Source organism: Streptomyces sp. NTH33 (assembly GCF_003236365.1).
Lineage (GTDB): Bacteria > Actinomycetota > Actinomycetes > Streptomycetales > Streptomycetaceae > Streptomyces.
The window spans coordinates 1-18,004 of record NZ_POTZ01000103.1 but is presented as its reverse complement, the minus strand read 5'-3'; the positions used below and the strand labels follow the sequence as shown (position 1 = coordinate 18,004).

The 18,004-nt window shown below is 69.3% G+C and carries 14 protein-coding genes and 1 pseudogene; 10 read left to right on the top strand and 5 right to left on the bottom strand.

From position 1 onward, the window contains the following. Positions 1 to 3: 3 nt before the first annotated feature. From betT to C1I97_RS13180, 8 genes and pseudogenes are all read left to right on the top strand, one after another. Positions 4 to 2,262 carry a choline BCCT transporter BetT gene (gene betT / locus C1I97_RS13210; RefSeq protein WP_111003404.1) on the top strand — a complete coding sequence of 753 codons (2,259 nt, stop codon included), beginning with the start codon at positions 4 to 6 and terminating at the stop codon, positions 2,260 to 2,262. A 145-nt stretch (positions 2,263 to 2,407) separates the two neighbouring features. Continuing rightward, positions 2,408 to 2,701, top strand: a pseudogene (locus tag C1I97_RS41415) (ISAzo13 family transposase); the annotation flags it as partial. Positions 2,702 to 3,077: 376 nt separating this feature from the next. Beyond that, the gene (locus tag C1I97_RS13200; protein WP_111003402.1) at positions 3,078 to 4,187 is read left to right on the top strand and encodes a phosphotransferase family protein; all 1,110 of its coding nucleotides are present in this window, start codon (positions 3,078 to 3,080) and stop codon (positions 4,185 to 4,187) included. 64 nt (positions 4,188 to 4,251) lie between these two features. Next, positions 4,252 to 4,542 (top strand): hypothetical protein, encoded by a 291-nt coding sequence (locus tag C1I97_RS13195; RefSeq protein ID WP_111003401.1) that lies wholly within the window; start codon positions 4,252 to 4,254, stop codon positions 4,540 to 4,542. Positions 4,543 to 4,550: 8 nt separating this feature from the next. Next, positions 4,551 to 6,152 (top strand): class I adenylate-forming enzyme family protein, encoded by a 1,602-nt coding sequence (locus C1I97_RS13190; RefSeq protein ID WP_111003400.1) that lies wholly within the window; start codon positions 4,551 to 4,553, stop codon positions 6,150 to 6,152. 21 nt (positions 6,153 to 6,173) lie between these two features. After that, positions 6,174 to 7,316, top strand: coding sequence for a 4Fe-4S binding protein (locus C1I97_RS13185; protein ID WP_258382553.1), 1,143 nt, complete (start codon positions 6,174 to 6,176; stop codon positions 7,314 to 7,316). Between the two features lie 57 nt (positions 7,317 to 7,373). Further along, complete coding sequence (locus tag C1I97_RS41410) at positions 7,374 to 7,832, top strand: hypothetical protein (RefSeq protein ID WP_258382552.1); 459 nt, start codon at positions 7,374 to 7,376, stop codon at positions 7,830 to 7,832. Between the two features lie 18 nt (positions 7,833 to 7,850). After that, on the top strand, positions 7,851 to 9,032 hold the full coding sequence (locus C1I97_RS13180) for a thiolase family protein (protein ID WP_111003399.1): 1,182 nt from the start codon (positions 7,851 to 7,853) through the stop codon (positions 9,030 to 9,032). A 436-nt stretch (positions 9,033 to 9,468) separates the two neighbouring features. On the opposite strand, the gene C1I97_RS13170 is transcribed toward C1I97_RS13180, so the two are convergent. The 3 genes from C1I97_RS13170 to C1I97_RS13160 all read right to left on the bottom strand — a co-directional run bounded on the left by C1I97_RS13170 (position 9,469) and on the right by C1I97_RS13160 (position 14,804). Next, complete coding sequence (locus tag C1I97_RS13170; RefSeq protein ID WP_111003397.1) at positions 9,469 to 10,329, bottom strand: 3-hydroxybutyryl-CoA dehydrogenase; 861 nt, start codon at positions 10,327 to 10,329, stop codon at positions 9,469 to 9,471. 204 nt (positions 10,330 to 10,533) lie between these two features. After that, complete coding sequence (gene icmF / locus C1I97_RS13165; RefSeq protein WP_111003396.1) at positions 10,534 to 13,761, bottom strand: fused isobutyryl-CoA mutase/GTPase IcmF; 3,228 nt, start codon at positions 13,759 to 13,761, stop codon at positions 10,534 to 10,536. Between the two features lie 194 nt (positions 13,762 to 13,955). After that, positions 13,956 to 14,804: an enoyl-CoA hydratase gene (locus tag C1I97_RS13160; protein ID WP_111003395.1), complete on the bottom strand. Its 849-nt coding sequence runs from the start codon at positions 14,802 to 14,804 to the stop codon at positions 13,956 to 13,958. Positions 14,805 to 14,947: 143 nt separating this feature from the next. Here C1I97_RS13160 and C1I97_RS13155 point away from each other — a divergent pair, with 143 nt between their 5' ends. Then, the gene (locus C1I97_RS13155) at positions 14,948 to 15,733 is read left to right on the top strand and encodes a FadR/GntR family transcriptional regulator (RefSeq protein WP_220040822.1); all 786 of its coding nucleotides are present in this window, start codon (positions 14,948 to 14,950) and stop codon (positions 15,731 to 15,733) included. A 49-nt stretch (positions 15,734 to 15,782) separates the two neighbouring features. Here C1I97_RS13155 and C1I97_RS13150 read toward each other — a convergent pair whose 3' ends face one another. Both C1I97_RS13150 and C1I97_RS13145 read right to left on the bottom strand, forming a co-directional pair. Next, on the bottom strand, positions 15,783 to 16,559 hold the full coding sequence (locus tag C1I97_RS13150) for an enoyl-CoA hydratase/isomerase family protein (RefSeq protein ID WP_111003393.1): 777 nt from the start codon (positions 16,557 to 16,559) through the stop codon (positions 15,783 to 15,785). A 380-nt stretch (positions 16,560 to 16,939) separates the two neighbouring features. After that, positions 16,940 to 17,677 (bottom strand): TetR family transcriptional regulator, encoded by a 738-nt coding sequence (locus tag C1I97_RS13145; protein WP_111003392.1) that lies wholly within the window; start codon positions 17,675 to 17,677, stop codon positions 16,940 to 16,942. A gap of 191 nt (positions 17,678 to 17,868) precedes the next feature. On the opposite strand from C1I97_RS13145, the gene C1I97_RS13140 reads away from it, so the two are divergent. Then, positions 17,869 to 18,004, top strand: a 136-nt coding sequence (locus C1I97_RS13140; RefSeq protein WP_146608209.1) for an acyl-CoA dehydrogenase family protein, incomplete at its 3' end; no start/stop codon positions are given.

Below are 18,004 nucleotides of genomic sequence, written 5' to 3'. Positions count from 1 at the left end.
GACATGACCCGCCCCGGGAGCGAGCCCCCGAAGGCCCCGATCGAACGCCGCCACCTCGGCGGCACCGAACGGCGGCGCCACGGCCAGGAGGCCGAGAACCGTCCTCCCGTCTCCAGCCAGGAGCTCAGCAAGGCCCCCGCGGAACTCATCGAGGAGCCCGGCCCCAAGGTCAACTGGCGTGTCTTCCTCATCGCCTCGGCCGTCATCGTCGCCTTCTCCCTCTGGGCCATGTTCGCGCCCGGGCACGCCGCCGGCACCATGCGGGCCATGGTGGCCTGGATCGCGGAGAACCTCGGCTGGTTCTACGTCCTGACCATCACCGTGGTGATCGTGTTCGTTCTCTGGGTCGCGCTGTCCAAGCAGGGCTCCGTCCGGCTCGGCCCCGATCACTCCCGGCCGCAGTACAAGCTCTTCACCTGGGTGGCCATGCTGTTCGCCGCCGGCGTGGGCATCGACATGCTCTTCTACTCCGTCACGGGGCCCATCTCCCAGTACATGGCTCCGCCGACGGGCGAGGGCCAGACGGCCGCGGCAGCCCAGGACGCCGTGGTCTGGACCATGTTCCACTACGGTGTGGCCGGCTGGGCCATGTACTCGCTGCTCGGCATGGCCATGGGCTACTTCGCCTACCGCTGGGGCATGCCGCTGTCCATCCGGGCCGCCCTGTATCCCCTGCTCGGCAAGCGCGTGCGCGGCAGGATCGGCGACACCATCGACATCGTCACCCTGGTCGGCACCGTCTTCGGCGTCGCCACCTCCATGGGCATCGGCGTCGTGCTGCTGAACGTCGGCTTCGCCTGGTTGTTCGACCTCCCGGAGGGCCTGGCCCTGCAGATCGCGCTGGTGGTCGTGGCCGTGATCATGACCATCGCCGCCTGCACCTCGGGCTTGGACAGGGGGATCCGGCTGATCTCCGAGCTGAACATCTGGGGCGCGGCGGCCATGCTGCTCTACATCCTGGTGACCGGTGACTCGGCGTTCCTGCTCAACGCCCTGGTGGAAAACATCGGCCGGTTCGTCTTCTCGCTGCCGGACCGGACCCTGCAGACCTTCGCCTACCAGGAGGGGGGCTCCGAGTGGATGGCCGGCTGGACCCTGTTCTTCTGGGCGTTCTGGCTGGCCTGGGGCCCGTTCGTGGGCCTGTTCCTGGCCCGCATCTCCCGCGGCCGGACGCTGCGCGAGTTCGTCATCGCCGCCGTCACCGCCCCGGTGCTCTGCGACTTCCTGATCGTGAGCATCTTCGGCAACAGCGCCATGCACCAGGTCCTGGACGGGAACAAGGAGTTCGCCCAGGTGGCCATGGACAGCCCGGAGAAGGGCTGGTTCGCGCTGCTGGAGATGTTCCCCGGCGCCGCCTTCCTGATCGGCCTCGGCACGCTGTCCGGATTGCTGTTCTACCTCACCAGCGCCAACTCCGGCGCCATGGTGATGTCCAACTTCTCCTCCTCGATCCCCAAGCCGTCGCAGGACGGGGCGAAGTGGCTGCGCGTCTTCTGGGCGGTGCTCACCGCGGTGCTGACCATCGCGATGCTGGTGGCCGGTGGGGTCACCACCATGGAGTACGCGACGCTCATCTTCGCCCTGCCGGTGACGGTCATCGCCTGGCTGGTGATGGCCTCCTTCTCCAAGGCCCTGCGCATGGAGCGGGCCGAGCGCGAGGGCCGGGTCCTGCACCGGCAGTCGACGGCGGCGCACGGCGGCCACGTGCCCGAGCGCACCTGGCGCCAGCGGCTGGAGCGGATGCGCTCCTACCCCTCGAAGAAGCAGGTGGCCCAGTTCATGGAGCGCACCGTGCAGTCGGCGCTGGCCGACGTGGCCCGCGAATTCGGGAAGCAGGGCTACCAGGCCACGCTGGACCCGGTCCCGAACGAGCACACCGGCATCGCCGGCCACGCGCTGGTGGTCACGATCCCCGAGCACCGCGACTTCCACTACCAGGTGCAGGCCGTCGAGGCCCCGGTGCCGATGTTCGGCGGACGCATGTCCCGCCAGACGGACGTCTACTACCGGGTCGAGGTGTTCACCCAGACCGGCTCCGAGGGCTACGACCTCATGGGCCTGTCCCACCAGCAGGTGATCGACGACGTCCTGGACCGCTACGAGGCGCACCTGAGCTTCCTCACCTACTCCACCGAGCACGACTACGCCTCGGTGCTCACGCCGCCGATCGCGACCACCACGGGCGCCGTCCCGGTGGTGGAGCCCGCGGAGCCGCTGGACGACGCCGGTACGGACACAGCGGGCAGCGGGCCGAAGGCGTAGGTAGGCGTAGGCGCCGTTCCACCACCGGACGCCGGTGCCCGCGCCACCCGCTTCGCAGCCCCACCGCTTCACCACGCCACCACGTCCCAGCGGGCCCGTCGAGGAACTACCGGCTGCTTCCGAGATTCCGGCTCGGTGATGTTGCATGGGGCGTTTCGACGGGTCGGTCGGGCCATTGCGGGCGAAGCTGGAGGCGGTGGGGCCGTATCTGGATGGACGTCAGCGTCGGCTGCTGTACGCGGCGGAGGCGCGGCAGCTCGGCTACGGCGGGATCGCCGCCGTAGCCGAGGCCGCAGGCGTCTCCAAGGGATGCGTCAGCCGGGGACTTGCCGAGCTGGAGGAAGGAGCCGAGCCCGATGGCAGGGTGCGCCGCCCGGGCGGGGGCCGCCCGGCGCTGACCGAGAAGGACCCGGGACTGCGCCCGGCACTGCTGCCCCTCCGCTCTGATGTCCGTCGGGAGTGGCCATGCCTGAGACACGGCCAGCTGGTTGCGCACCACTTCGCGACCGTCGGTGACGTTCGGACGATCCATGACGCGCTCGTCGATGACCACCTCAAGCTGGCCCAGGCGGTGCTGGACGGTGACGCGCAGACCGCTGAGTCCTTGATGGAGTTGCACCTCGCCAACGTCCTGGACCTGCACAAGGAGCAGCTGGGCGACCTCCTCGACGGCGACGTCGAGTGGCTGTGACTCCTCGGCGCACGCCCGGTGGCCGAGGGGGTCGTGAGCCGTGCCATGATGCACCTTGACCTATTCATCATGATGAATTAGCTTGTGGTGACGTTCACGCGCCACCGCAGGAGGGACTCCGTCCATGGCCACCGTCCACGAGCCGGCCCCGACGCGCGACGTCGCCGCCATCCGGGCCGGCGATGAGCTCGACGAGCCGGCGCTTCGTTCCTGGCTGGTCGAGCACCTGCCGGACCTGGAGGGCGGCATGACGGTGATGCAGTTCCCGCGGGGCTCGGCGAACCTGACGTACCGGGTGTCCTTCGGCGACCGGCACCTCGTCGTGCGGCGCCCGCCGCTCGGCACCGTGGCCGCCGGGGCTCACGACATGGGACGCGAGCACCGGGTGCTGTCGCGTCTGCACGAGGCGTACGACCGCGCGCCCCGGGCGTTCCTCCACTGTTCGGACCCCGCGGTGATCGGGGCCGAGTTCTTCGTCTCGGAGTACCGCTCGGGATACGTGGTCTGGGAGCGGGTGCCTTCCGAGGTCAGCACGGACGCCGACGCGACCCGTCGCATCGGCCTTGCGGTGATCGACGCCCTGGCCGAGCTGCACGAGGTCGATCCCGCCTCCTGCGGACTCCAGGACCTCGGGCGACCCGACGGATTCCTCGAACGCCAGGTCGCCGGCTGGACGAGGCGCTGGCACGCGGTCGCCGAGCAGTCGAACCTCCCGGACGCGGCCTCGACGAAGGCGCTGGTCGACGAGGTCGGGGACCGACTGGCCCGCACCATGCCCAGGAGTCAGACCGCCGGGATCGTCCACAACGACTTCAAGATCGACAACTGCCAGTTCGCGGCAGGCGACCCCGACAGGGGCGCGTCGGTCTTCGACTGGGACATGGCCACCCTCGGCGACACGCTGGCGGACTTCGGGACCCTGCTCAACTACTGGCCCGACCACACGCTCCCCGCGGGGGACGTGGGCGCCTTCGTCGCCGCGTCCGCGACCCGCGAGCTCGACCTGCCCAGCCGTGGCGAGGTGATCGAAAGGTACGCCGGCACCAGCTCGTACGACCTGTCGGACATCGGCTGGTACGAGGCGTTCGGGTGCTGGCGGACCGTGGTCATCCTCCAGCAGCTCTACGCACGCCACGTGCGCGGCGAGAGCCCGGATCCGCGGATGGCGCAGCGAGGAGAAATGGTCCGGCCCCTCGCGCGCCGGGCACTGGCCCTGCTGGGCGGTGCGGTGTGAGTGACCGACGAGCCCGATGCGAACACGAGAACTCCCTCCCGAAAGACGAACGAGGAGCAGGACGATGAAGACAGGGACCCGAGTGGTCAGCGCCGTGTGCGAGACGGAGGTGGTGGTCATCAAGGGCGCGGACGTCGTGCTGGAGTGCGGGGGCGTCGCCATGGTGGCCACCCGGGACGGCGTCCGGGGCGAACCCGCCACCGGGCACGATCGCGGCACCCCTCTGGGGAAGCGCTACACGCAGGAGAGCTCCGGGCTCCAGGTCCTCTGCGTGAAGCCCGGCGCCGGAAGCCTGAGCGTCGACGGTGAGGCGCTGACCGAGCTCGCCGTCAAGAAGCTGCCCTCCTCGGACTGAGGCCGCAGATGAACGTGACAATGATCCTCGAGATGGTCTCGCAGGCAGCCGGCGACCGCGCGGCCGTCGTGTCGGGTGACCTGTGCTGGAACTACAACGAGCTGGCCGACCGCGCCCGCGCGCATGCCGCTGCCATCCGGGAGCGGGACGTCACGTCGGTCGCCTACCTCGGTGAGAACTCGCCGGAGACGATCGCGCTGTTCTTCGGTTGCGCGATGGCAGGCGTCTCCTACGTCCCGGTGAACTATCGATGGACCGATGACCAGCTGGCGGAGGCGTTGCAGCGCATCGCCCCGGTCGCGGTGGTCACCGACGAGCGGTCCGCCCCGCGGGTGCGGGGCCTGCCCGGCGTCGAGCCGCTCCACCTCACCGGCGGTGGGGCGCCGGCCGAACCCGAGGACACCGACGGCGAGTTCCCCGCCGTGCTGCTGTTCACCAGCGGCACCAGCGGGACGCCGAAGGCGGCCGTCCTGCGGAACCGGCACTTGGTGCCGTACGTCGTCACGACCGTCGAGTTCCTCAACGCATCCGAGGACGAGGCGATCCTCGTGTCCGTTCCGCCGTACCACATCGCAGCGGTGAGCTCGCTCCTCACCTCGGTCTACGCCGGTCGCCGGATCGTCCTCATGCCCGCGTTCGATCCGGCCGCCTGGGTGGAGGCCGCGCGTCGCCACAAGGCGACACAGGCCATGGTCGTCCCCACGATGCTGAACCGGATCCTCGACGAGGCCGAGCGCGATGGCCAGGGTCTGCCGGCACTGCGTCATCTGTCGTACGGCGGTGGTCGCATGCCCGTCGAGGTCATCGAGCGGGCCATGAGCCTGCTTCCGTCGCTGGACCTGGTGAACGCCTACGGTCTGACCGAGACGAGCTCGACCATCACGTTGCTGAGCCCGGACGATCACCGCGAGGCCGCGGCGAGCGACGATCCGTCGGTTCGCGCTCGCCTGGGTTCGGTCGGCCGGGCCCTGCCCACCGTCGAGATCGAGATCCGCGACGAGGACGGCCGGGTGCTCGGTCCCCACGAGACCGGTGAGATCTGGGTCCGGGGCGACCAGGTCTCGGGCGAGTACCTCTCGCACTCGGCGGTCGGCGACGACGGCTGGTATCCGACCCGCGACCACGGCCATCTCGACGTGGACGGCTTCCTCTTCCTCCACGGCCGCGCCGACGACGTGATCGTCCGCGGCGGCGAGAACATCGCCCCCGGTGAGATCGAGGAGCGACTCCGGTCGCACACCTCGATCAAGGACGTCGCGGTGATCGGCGTCCCCGACACGGAGTGGGGGGAGCGGATCGAGGCCTTCGTCGTGCCGGCCGCTGGTGCTGCTGTCGTCGAGGAGGACCTGCGGCAATGGGTGCGAGAAGGACTGCGGTCGACCCGGGTCCCGCAGAGCTTCCACGTGCGCGAGGAACTGCCCTACAACGAGATGGGCAAGCTGTTGCGGCGGGTGCTGAGGGCCGAGAGCGTCGCAGCCCTGGCTCCGTCCCCGCGACCGGCTTTCCGAAGGTGGGGCGCGTGGAGTGGGGCCGGGAGACGCCGACGGAGATCGGATCGGTCTCCGTCGCCGGCGTCCGATTGCCGGGAACGGGGATCCGGTCACGATTGATCATGAGAAGTTGAGGATGCCATGACCTACGTCATCACCCAGAACTGCTGCAACGATGCGTCCTGCGTGCCTGTGTGTCCGGTCAACTGCATCCACCCGACTCCCGAGGAGCCGGGGTACGGCACGACCGAGATGCTCTACATCGATCCGGACGGCTGCATCGACTGCGGGGCCTGTCTGGACGCCTGCCCGGTCAGTGCGATCGAGCCCGACTACGACCTTCCCGCGGAGTCGCTGCCGTTCCTCGAGCTGAATGCGGCGTACTACCGGGATCCCGCCCACCGGGACTACGACCCGACGCCGTACAAGGAACCCGCGCCGCGCACCTGGACGGGCACGCCGGCCGGGCCTTTGAAGGTGGCCGTCGTCGGCACCGGGCCCGCGGCGAGCTACGCCGTCCAGCACCTGCTGTCGCAACGCGGCGTCGACATCGCGATCGACGTTTTCGAGCGGCTGCTCACGCCATGGGGGCTCGTCCGGTTCGGCGTGGCGCCCGACCACCTGTTGACGAAGAACGCGGCCGAGCCGTTCGGCAGGGCGCTGCGAAGCAGGAACGTGCGGGTGTTCCTCGACGTCACGGTCGGTGAGGACGTGACGCACGAGCAGCTCGCCGAGCGCTACCACGCCGTCGTCTACGGGATGGGTGCGTCCCGCGACCGCCGGCGGGGAGTCGAGGGCGAGGACCTGCCGGGGAGCCACGCCGCGACGGACTTCGTCGGCTGGTACAACGGCCATCCCGACCATGCGGCCTCCGAGTTCGACCTCGGCGTCGAGCGGGCGGTGATCGTCGGCAACGGGAACGTCGCGCTCGACGTCGCCAGGGTGCTCGCGAAGGATCCGGAGGCGCTCGTCGCGACCGATATCGCCGAGCACGCTCTCGAGGCACTGAGAGCGTCGTCGATCAAGGAGATCCGCGTGGTCGCCAGGCGGGGCGCGGACGCCTCGGCCTTCACGACCCCCGAACTGATCGGTCTCAAGGAGGCGCTGGGGCCGCGGCTGATCCGGTCGGCCGACCTCGGGGCGCTCGGCGCCGGCGGGACGCCACTCGACCAGTACAAGCGCGATCTCATCGAAGGGCTGCCGACCGAGGTACCGGACGGAGACCGGCCGGTGGTCGTCCTGGACTACTGCAAGACGCCGGTCGCCATCGTCGGCGACGAGTGAGTCGAGGCGGTCCGGTTCGCGCGGACGCAGATCGATCCCGAGACCGGCTCGACCTCGGTGACCGACGAGACGGACGACGTGTCCGCCGGCCTGGTCATCCGCTCCGTGGGCTACCGGGCGCAGCCGATCAAGGACCTGCCCTTCGACGAGGAGCGGGCGGTCGTGCCGAACGAGCACGGGCGGGTCGTCGACCCGTCCACGGGTACGACGGTCCCGGGCGCCTTCGTCACGGGCTGGATCAAGCGCGGGCCCTCGGGCGTCATCGGAACCAACAGGCGATGTGCGCGTGAGACGGTCGACGCCCTGCTCGAGGACTGGGAAACGGGACGACTCGGCGAGCCGGCCGATGCCACCGACGTCGCATCGATCCTGCCGCGCGTCACCGACCTGGAGGCGTGGAAGGCCCTGGACGCCCACGAGAGGACGAGCGGCCGAGCCGCGGGCCGTCCGCGTGTCAAGGTAGTGGACAGGGACACCCAACTGGCCGTGATCGCGGCAGCGCTTTCGACCGACTGAACGAACCAGGAGACGGACGTGGACGAACGCATCGTCGTCATCGACGGGGCGCGGACCCCGATCGGCAGCTTCGGCGGCCAGTTCAAGGACGTGCCGGCGCACGAGCTCGGTGCGGCGGCGGTCACCGAGGCGATCAAGCGCTCGGGTGTGACCGTCGACGACCCCGCCGAGGTCGTGATGGGCTGCATCGGCCAGGTCGGCCCGGACGCGTACAACGCGCGGAGGGTGGCGATCGAAGCCGGCCTGCCGAAGTCGGTGCCGGCCTTCACCGTGAACAGGTTGTGCGGCAGCGGGCTGCAGGCGATCTGGTCCGCGGCGCAGGAGATGGTCTGGAACGGCCTGGACTTCACCGTCGCGGGCGGCGACGAGTCGATGACGCGGATGCCGTTCTACGACTTCGGCGCCCGGTCGGGCTACAAGCTGGGCAACCGGCCGCTGGTCGACGGAACCGTGGCGATACTGACCGACCCGTTCGGCGGCGTGCACATGGGCGTGACCGCCGAGGCGGTCGCCGAGAAGTACGGTGTCTCGCGCGAGGAGCAGGACGCGTTCGCGCTGCGGTCACAGCAGCGTGCGGCGTCGGACGCCGCGAAGGCGGCGTTCGAGGAGGAGATCGTCGCCGTCGAGGTGCGCGGCCGCCGTGGGGTGACCGTGGTCGACACGGACGAGCACCCCAGGCCCGGGACGACGCTGGAGGGTCTGGCCGGCCTGCGCCCGGCCTTCACCGAGGGCGGCACGGTGACGGCGGGCAACGCCTCGGGCATCAACGACGGTGCCGCCGCGGTCGTGCTGGCCAGGGAGTCCGTGGCGCGCGACCGTGGTGCGACCGGCCTGGTGGCGCTGGAGCAGGTCGCGACGGCGGCGATGGAGCCGGGTCTGATGGGGTATGCGCCCACGTTCGCGCTGCGCTCTCTGTTCGAGAAGACAGGTCTCACGCCGGCCGACATCGACATCGTCGAGCTGAACGAGGCCTTCGCGGCGCAGGCTGTCGCCGTGGCGCGGGACGCGGGCCTGGATCCGGAGCGTACGAACCCGTATGGCGGCGCGATCGCGCTGGGTCACCCGGTCGGTGCGACCGGCACGATCCTGTCGCTACGGGTGGTGAAGCACCTTCGCCGCACCGGCGGTGAGTTCGGCATCGTCACCATGTGCATCGGCGGCGGCCAGGCCCTCGCCGCCCTCTTCCGCCGCCTCGACTGAGGCGAGGCGGCGAGGCGTTCGGCGTCCCCACCGCCAGGGGCGCGGTGGGGGCGCCCACCCCGTGGAGTCGCGATGCCGCGCGCGGGAAGGGCCGGCCACATCGGCGGTGCCGCGGGCACCTTCGAACCGGTGGGCGATGATGTCCAGGTGAACCCGCCGGCCCAGCCGGTCAGCCACCCCTGGCTGACCGGCTGGGCCGGCGGGTGTGTGTTCTCCTCCTCCGCAGTCCCGTACCCCGAGAGCCTGGTCCAGGAGGCAGCGCGTCGGCAGGAGCGAGGCCCGGCCTGCCCCTTGGGCATGTCGGGCCTCGCTGCGTGAGCGGTTACTGCGGGACCGCGACCGCCGCGGTGTCGCCGCCACGGCGCCGTTCGCCGGTCCGGGCGGCTGCGGTCCATCCCTGCTGGACGGTGCGGGCCTCCTGATCGGTGGGTCGGCCTCAGACGTCGTAGGCGTAGAAGCCCCGGCCATTCTTGCGGCCGAGGTGGCCGGCGGCGACCATGCGGCGCAGGAGGGCGGGCGGTGCGTACAGCGGTTCCTTGAACTCTTCGTACATCGACTCGGCCACCGCTTGGGCGGTGTCGAGACCGATGAGGTCGAGCAGGCGCAGCGGCCCCATGGGGTGGGCGCAGCCGAGTTCCATGCCCCGGTCGATGTCGTCCGGGCGTGCGGCGCCCGACTCCAGCATCCGTACGGCGCTGAGCAGGTAGGGCACGAGCAGTGCGTTGACCACGAAGCCGGAGCGGTCGGGTGCCTGGATGGCCTGCTTGCCCATGTGCCGGGCGAGGTCGCGGGCGCGTTGCACGGTCTCCTGGCTGGTGGTGAGGGCCGGGATGAGCTCGACCAGCTGCTGCACGGGCACCGGGTTGAAGAAGTGCATGCCGATGACCTGCCCGGGGCGCTCGGTGGCGACGGCGAGGTCGACGATGGGGATCGAGGAGGTGTTGGTGGCCAGGATCGCTGCGGGGTCTTGGACTGCCTTGTCCAGGGCCCGGATGACGTCGGTCTTGATGTCGCGGTTTTCGGCGACGGCCTCGATGACGAACTGGCGGTCGGCCATGTCGCCGAGGTCGTGGGTGAACGAAAGCCTGGCGAGGGCCTGGTCGCGCTGCTCCTCGCTGAGCTTGCCGTGCCGTACGCCCCTGTCGAGGGAGGCGGTGACACGGCGGCGGCCTGCCTCGACAGCGTCATGGGTGGACTCGGCGACGCGGACGTCGAGGCCGTTGCGGGCGGCGACTTCGGCGATGCCGGAGCCCATCAGGCCGCAGCCGATGACGCCGAGACGGGTGACGAGATCCATCTGAGGTCCTATCTGATGAGTAGCGCGGTCTTGCTTCCGGCCGGGTCAGGCACAGGGGTTGCGGCGGTACGGGCCTTCGGCAGCGGCCTTCGGCGGTCGGTTGAAGGGAATCGACGCGGGGGACCGAGTACGGGTGGCGCGGAAGGCAGACGCCGGAGCGGCTGCCTTCCGACTTGAGCACGTCAAGGCCGAGGCCCGGCGTTGTCAGACATTGCGCCGGTACTGGCCTCCGACCTCGAAGAACGCCTCGGTGACCTGCTGCAGCGAGCAGACACGGGCAGCATCCATGAGGACCTCGAAGGCGTTGTCCCCGTTGATCGCGGCCTTCTTGAGCCGGGCGATCGCCTTCGCGGCCTCCTCGCGGTGCGTGATCTGGAAGTCGTGGACCCGCTTGAGCTGGGACTCCTTCTCCTCCTCGGTGGCGCGGGCGAGCTCGAGCTCCTGCTGCTCGGCGTCGCCGCCGGGCCGGCGGAAGGTGTTCACCCCGATGATGGGCAGCGTGCCGTCGTGCTTGCGCTGCTCGTAGAGCATCGACTCGTCCTGGATGCGGCCGCGCTGGTAGCCGGTCTCCATGGCGCCGAGTACGCCGCCGCGTTCGTTGATCCGGTCGAACTCGGTGAGCACCGTTTCTTCGACCAGGTCGGTGAGCTGGTCGATGATGAACGAGCCCTGCAGCGGGTTCTCGTTCATGGCCAGGCCCCACTCGCGGTTGATGATGAGCTGAATCGCCAGCGCGCGGCGTACGGACTCCGCGGACGGAGTGGTGACGGCCTCGTCGTAGGCGTTGGTGTGCAGCGAGTTGGCGTTGTCGTAGATGGCGATCAGCGCCTGCAGAGTGGTGCGGATGTCGTTGAAGTCCATCTCCTGGGCGTGCAGGGAGCGTCCGGAGGTCTGGACGTGGTACTTCAGCTTCTGGGAACGCTCGTTGGCGCCGTACCTCTCCTTCATCGCGACGGCCCAGATCCGGCGGGCGACCCGGCCGAGCACGGAGTACTCGGGGTCCATGCCGTTGGAGAAGAAGAACGACAGGTTCGGTGCGAAGTCGTCGATGTGCATGCCGCGGGCCAGATAGGCCTCGACGTAGGTGAACCCGTTGGCGAGGGTGAACGCGAGCTGGCTGATCGGGTTCGCGCCGGCCTCGGCGATGTGGTAGCCGGAGATCGAGACGGAGTAGAAGTTGCGGACGTGCTGATGGATGAACCACTCCTGGATGTCGGCCATCATCCGCAGGGAGAACTCAGTCGAGAACAGGCAGGTGTTCTGGCCCTGGTCCTCCTTCAGGATGTCGGCCTGCACCGTGCCGCGCACGTTCGCCAATGCGTGTGCGCGCAGCTCGGCCGCCTCCTCGGGCGAGGGATCGCGGCCCTCGGCAGCGCGGAACTTCTCGACCTGCTGGTCGATGACGGTGTTGAGGAAGAAGGCCAGCACCGTGGGCGCCGGACCATTGATCGTCATCGACACCGAGGTGGTCGGCGCGACCAGGTCGAAGCCGTCGTAGAGCGCCTTCATGTCCTCCAGCGTCGCGACGGAGACGCCGGAGGTGCCGACCTTGCCGTAGATGTCGGGACGCTCGTCGGGGTCACGGCCGTACAGGGTGACCGAGTCGAAGGCGGTGGACAGCCGGGTGGCCGGCTGGTCCTCGGAGAGCAGCTTGAACCGCTGGTTGGTGCGGAAGGGATCGCCTTCGCCGGCGAACATCCGGGCCGGGTCCTCGCCATCGCGCTTGAACGGGAACACCCCGGCGGTGAACGGGAAGTAGCCGGGCAGGTTCTCCCGGCGCCAGAACCTCACCAGCTCTCCGTGGTCGGTGAACGCGGGCAGCGCCACGCGGGGGACCTTGTTGCCCGACAGGGACTCGCGGGTCAGCTTGGTGCGGATCTCCTTGTCCCTGACCTTCACGACCTGCTCTTCGCCGGAGTAGGACTCCACGACAGCGGGCCAGTTCGTGATCTGCTCCGCGACTTGGTGGGGGAGTTGCTTGCGTGCCTCTTCCAGCAGCGCGGCCACGTTGCCGGCGTCGGACCCGGCCGCGACGAGCTCGCCCTGGACCATGTCCAGGCGCTGCACCCGCCGGGCCGCCTCGGCGAGGCGTTCGGTCTCGGCGTGGTAGGCGCGGACCGTTTCGGTGATCTCGGCGAGGTAGCGCACCCGGTCCGCGGGCACCACCTGCCGGATGCCGGAGGAGTGGCGTACGTCGACCGTGGGCAGCGTGCCTTCGGACAGCGGGAGCCCCTTCTCGCCCAGGGCGGTCTTCAGGTGCTGGTAGAGCGCGGTGACACCGTCGTCGTTGAACGTGGCCGCCGCGGTGCCGAACACCGGCATGTCCTCGGGCCTCTTGTCGAACGCCTCGCGGTTGCGGACCAGTTGGCGGGCCACGTCGCGCAGGGCGTCCTTGGCACCGCGCCGCTCGAACTTGTTGATCGCGACGACGTCGGCGAAGTCGAGCATGTCGATCTTCTCCAGCTGCGAGGCGGCGCCGAACTCCGGCGTCATCACGTACATCGGGATGTCGACGAACGGCACGATCGCCGCGTCGCCCTGGCCGATGCCCGGCGTCTCCACGATCACCAGGTCGAACCCGGCGGCCTTCACCACGTCGATCACATCGGCCAGGTGCTCGGGCAGCTCGTGACTGCCGCGGGTGGCGAGACTGCGGAAGAAGACCCGGCTCCCGTCGAGGGAGTTCATCCGGATCCGGTCACCGAGCAGTGCGCCGCCGCCGCGGCGGCGGGTCGGATCGACAGCGATCACCGCGATCCGCAGCTTGTCCTGCTGGTCGACACGGAACCGGCGCACCAGCTCGTCCGTCAGTGACGATTTCCCCGAGCCGCCGGTTCCGGTGATACCGAGAACGGGCGTGACCCGCTCCGCCGCAGCGGCGCGCAGCCGCTCCAGGAGATCCGTGGGCAGCTTGCCGAACTCCGCGCCTGTGATGGCACGAGCGACCGCGAACCGGTCGCCGGCGAGCACGGCGGCGGCGTCGGTCGACCTGCCGTCCCAGAGGTCGAAGTCGCAATCCCGGATCACCGAGTTGACCATCCCGGCGAGGCCCATCCGCTGGCCGTCCTCGGGGGAGAAGATGGTCACACCGCTCCTGCGGAGCCGGGCGATCTCCTCGGGCACGATCACGCCGCCGCCACCGCCCACCACGCGGATGTGCTTCGCCCCTCGCTCGCGCAGCGACTCGACCAGGTACTCGAAGTACTCGACGTGCCCGCCCTGGTAGGACGAGACCGCCACGCCGTGTACATCCTCATCGAGTGCCGCGTCCACGACTTCCCGCACTGACCGGTTGTGTCCGAGGTGGATCACCTCGGCGCCTTGGGACTGGAAGATGCGCCGCATGATGTTGATCGACGCGTCGTGCCCGTCGAACAGGGCCGAAGCGGTGACCAGGCGGACGGGGTGCACGGGACGGTGCAGTTCGTTCATGGAGGCCTTCCCGGACAGTACGGGGGGGGGAGTGTTGGCTGGAGAGATACTAGGACGCCCTAGTAAACTGCAGCAGGTGATGGTCGTGTGACTGAAAGCACAGACCAGGGGCGTTCCTGATGACCGGGACCGTGCAGACGCACCTCGTCGAGCAGCGTCACGGCGCTGGTCGGACCCGCGCGGCAACGGTCCGTTCAGCGGGCCTTCATGGCCCGGGCGTCGAACCCGCCGAGCGCGTCGGCGCCGACCTCGGCGTTGTGGGCGTGCGCCATGTGGTGCAGACCGAAGACGGAGTCCATGCCGGCGCGCATGCCCTGGAGGTCCTCAGCCTGGTTGACTGCCTTCTTGGCCAGGGCCAGGCCGAAGGCGGGCATCTGTGCCATCCGCTCGGCGAGGGCGAATACCGCGCCCTCGAGCTGTTCGCGCGGCACAACGTGGTTCACCATGCCGAGCTCGTGCGCCCGCGTGGCGGAGAACCGATCGCCGGTGAAGAGGAACTCCTTGGCTGTCCGGGGGTTCATCATCCACGGGTGGGCGAAATACTCCACCCCGGGGATGCCCATCCGGACCACGGGATCGGAGAAGAAGGCGTCGTCGGAGGCGACGATGAAGTCGCACGACCAGGCGAGCATCAAACCGCCTGCGATGCAGGCCCCGTGAACCATGGCGATGACGGGCTTGGGAATCTCGCGCCAGCGTCGGCACATGCCGAGATAGACCTCGGACTCGCGGGCGTACCTCGCGTCGACGCCCTCGCGGCCGACGTGGTCCCAGTGGATGATGGCGCGACGGTCGAACGACTGGTGGGCATCGCGCCCCGGTGTGCCGATGTCGTGGCCGGCGCAGAAGTGCTGTCCGGTCCCGCGGAGGACGATGACGCGCGCCGAGTCGTCGTTCACCGCCCGGGTGAACGCGTCGTCCAGGGCGTACGCCATCGCGGAGTTCTGGGCGTTGCGGTACTCGGGCCTGTTCAGGGTGATCAGCGCGACGGAGTCACGTTGTTCGTACCTGATCGGGTCGGAGTCGGGGATAGCGTCTGCCATATGCGGACGCTAGCACGAGATCGCCAATTCGTCATGATGAATAGGGGTGCCGGGGAGGGGTCCGTGTCAACGGATCCGAACTTGTGCTCGTGAGTGGTTTCAGTATGAGGTTGGGGCGAGCCCCAGTCGGAAGGATGCGCCAGGTGAGTAGCAGGAACGGGAGTGGTTCGGCGGCGATCCCGATCGCCACAGGTGGGTCGGTCCTCAGGCCCCTCAAGGCCGCAGAGGTGGTTGCTCGCAATGTCGTGCGCGCGATCCGGGCGCAAGGGTTGCAGCCGGGAGACGGCCTGCCCTCGGAGGCCGAGATGGTGAAGCAGTACGGCGTGAGCCGCGAGTCGTTGCGGGAGGGGTTGAGGCTCCTCGAGGTCCAGGGAATGATCACCATCCGCCGTGGGCCGGGTGGCGGACCGCTCGTGGGAACCGTCGACTCCGCCAACCTGGGGCGGATGGAGGCGCTCTACTTCCATCTGGCGGGAGCGACCTACGGCGAGCTGTTCGATGCGTGGCTGTTCGCGGAGCCGGCGCTCGCGCGCATGGCTGCCGCGAATCCGGACGTCGCTCTGCGTGAGTCCACGATGGCGCCCTACCTCTCGGGCGACGTCGAGGAGGAGGCGCACGACAATCTTGACATCTACGTGTCCGGGCACGAGGGGTTCCACGGTGCCGTCGCTGCGCTGACGGGGAACAAGGTCTTCCAGGTGACCTTCCGCGCCTACGGGCAGCTGGTGGCCCACCACCTCGCCACCGTGGCGGATGTGCGGACCATCCACCAGACGCTGGCGCACGACCACGTCAAGCTGGCCCGGGTCATCATCGACGGCGACTCCAAGAAGGCGGAGGCCATGATGCGCGCGCACCTGACGAACATCGTCAACCTGCACCGGGCCAATATGGGAGACCTGCTCGAAGGCGACGTGGAGTGGCTCTAGCCTCCGCGTTTCGGTTGGGCCCCCTCGCCCGGGCCTGCGCTCCTTGTCCTCACCGGCCGGTGAAGGAGGCGAGGAGCGCGATGGCCTCCTCACGTCCGACCGCCTCCCCTATCACGCGGGCCTCCTCCCGCCCCATCTGCTCGCGCGTCATGTGCCGGGCGCGCAACAGGCGCTTGGCCTGACCGAGGGCGTAGGCCGGTCCGGACGCGAGCCTTTGACCGAGCTCGAGAGCCCGCTCCTGGAGAACCTCGTCGTCCACCACCTCGGTGACCAGCCCCCACTGGTGTGCTTCGGCGGCAGTGAGCGTACGGCCCGTCAGAGCCATCTCGAGGGCGCGGACCTGACCGATGGCCCGCGGCAGGAGGTAGGAGGTGCCGCAGTCGGGGGTCAGACCGACCCCCGCGTAGGCCATGAGGAACTTCGTCGAGGCGGCTGAGACGATCACATCGCAGCTGAGCATCAGGGCCAGCCCGGCCCCCGCGACGGACCCCTGCACCGCGGCAACGACGGGCGTGGGCAGGGCGGCCAGGCGCTGCAGCGCCTGGCCGAGAGTGTCGGCCAGCTCCTCCAGGTAGCCCGATCGGTCCGCCGCGGCTGCCATCGCCGCCACATCTCCTCCGGCGCAGAACCGTCGGCCCTCGCCACAGATGAGCACCGCCCGCACGGCGGGATCGTTGGCCGCCCGGTCCACCGCCGCGCCCAAGGCGTGAGCAGTGGGCAGGTCCACCGCGTTCGCCCGGTTCGGCCGGGCCAACGTGATGCGGGCCAGACCGTCCTGGCATGCGTAGCAGACGAGGTCCTCGGTCCGGTCGTGGTTCTCCGTCATTTGTGTGCTCCTTCCTGGTCGAGGGGGTGCGGACTGGGCGGGCAGTACCGCATGGGTAGAGGCGGGGAGAGCGCGGCCGACGCATGGTCGCCGCCACGCATGGTCACCACGCCCGGCTCCAGGCCACGCCGGAGGAGGTCCTTGGCGGGCCGATCACCGCCAGGGGGCGACTGTGCTCGGTAAGGACGCCCACGTCAACATCGGACTGATCGTCCCGCACGCACATGGCCCGGACGACGTCTGCTGGAAGGCGAGGAAGAGGACAATGCTGCCCACCGCACGGACCGCGCCCGCGCCAGGCGCTCGTTGCGGTCCGTGCGCATCCTATGGTGCTGAGTTCCCCGTGTAAAGGAACTGAGTTTCATTCCTTGGGGTGGTGGTCAGCTCTCATGGAGAGTGGATTCGATCTTGCGGACCACGTGCCACAGCGGCGTCCTGCGCGTGGTGATCAGGACGACGACGTCGTCGCTCTCTCCACTGTCGCCCGCAGTCGCGGCCGGGCCTTCCGGGCCCCAGGAGTTCTGCACGAACGCGAGAGCGGCGTCCATGCGCGCCGAGACGTCTCCCTGGCCTCCGGAACGGAGCCATGCCCGAAGTGCGTTGTTGTGGGCAGCCACCACGGAGGCGGCGATGACATCCGCCCGCAGGGTTCCGTCGGATCGGCTCGCGAAGCGTCGGCGCAGGTAGTCGGCGAGGGTGCGCTCGTATCGCCGCACCACGGACAACTCATGGTTGCGGAGCGCCGGCACGCTCTTGGTGAGGCGATATCGCTGGATGGCGAAGGTGGGGTTGGTGGTGTACATCCGCATGACGAGGCGAGCGGCGTCACAGACCCGGGTCACCGGTTCCTCTTCATCGCCGCTGCTGTCCTGGAGGAAGGTCGTCATCTCGGCCAGACAGCCCTCGTGATCGGGGAAGACCACGTCCTCCTTGGACGGGAAGTACCGGAAGAAGGAGCTGCGGCCCACGTCGGCGAGCCGGACGATGTCGTCGATCGTGGTCCGCTCGAAGCCGCGCTCGAGGAACAGTTGGAACGCCGCCGCGATCAGGGCGTCCCGCTTCGATCGCTTCACGGAGTTGCCGCCGGCTCTCCGGCCGTGTCCCTGTGCCTCGTCCATGGGGGGAACATAACACCCGCCCGAGTCGGTCCCGGCGGGCGAGCGCGGGTGCGCATGGTCACAGAGAACGGCTGGAAAGACTGGCACTCAGTGTGCATAATTTCGATACTGAGTTCCATCGCTAGGTCATCGCCGGTTTCTGTACGCTCCGGCCGTTTTCACGGCCGGAGCAGAGTTGGGACGCCCTTGTCATGAGTCAGGACTTCGACCTGTACCGCCCGTCCGAGGAGCACGACATGCTCCGCGACGCCGTCCGCTCGCTGGCCGAGGCGAAGATCGCGCCGTACGCCGCCGCGGTGGACGAGGAGGCCCGCTTCCCGCAGGAGG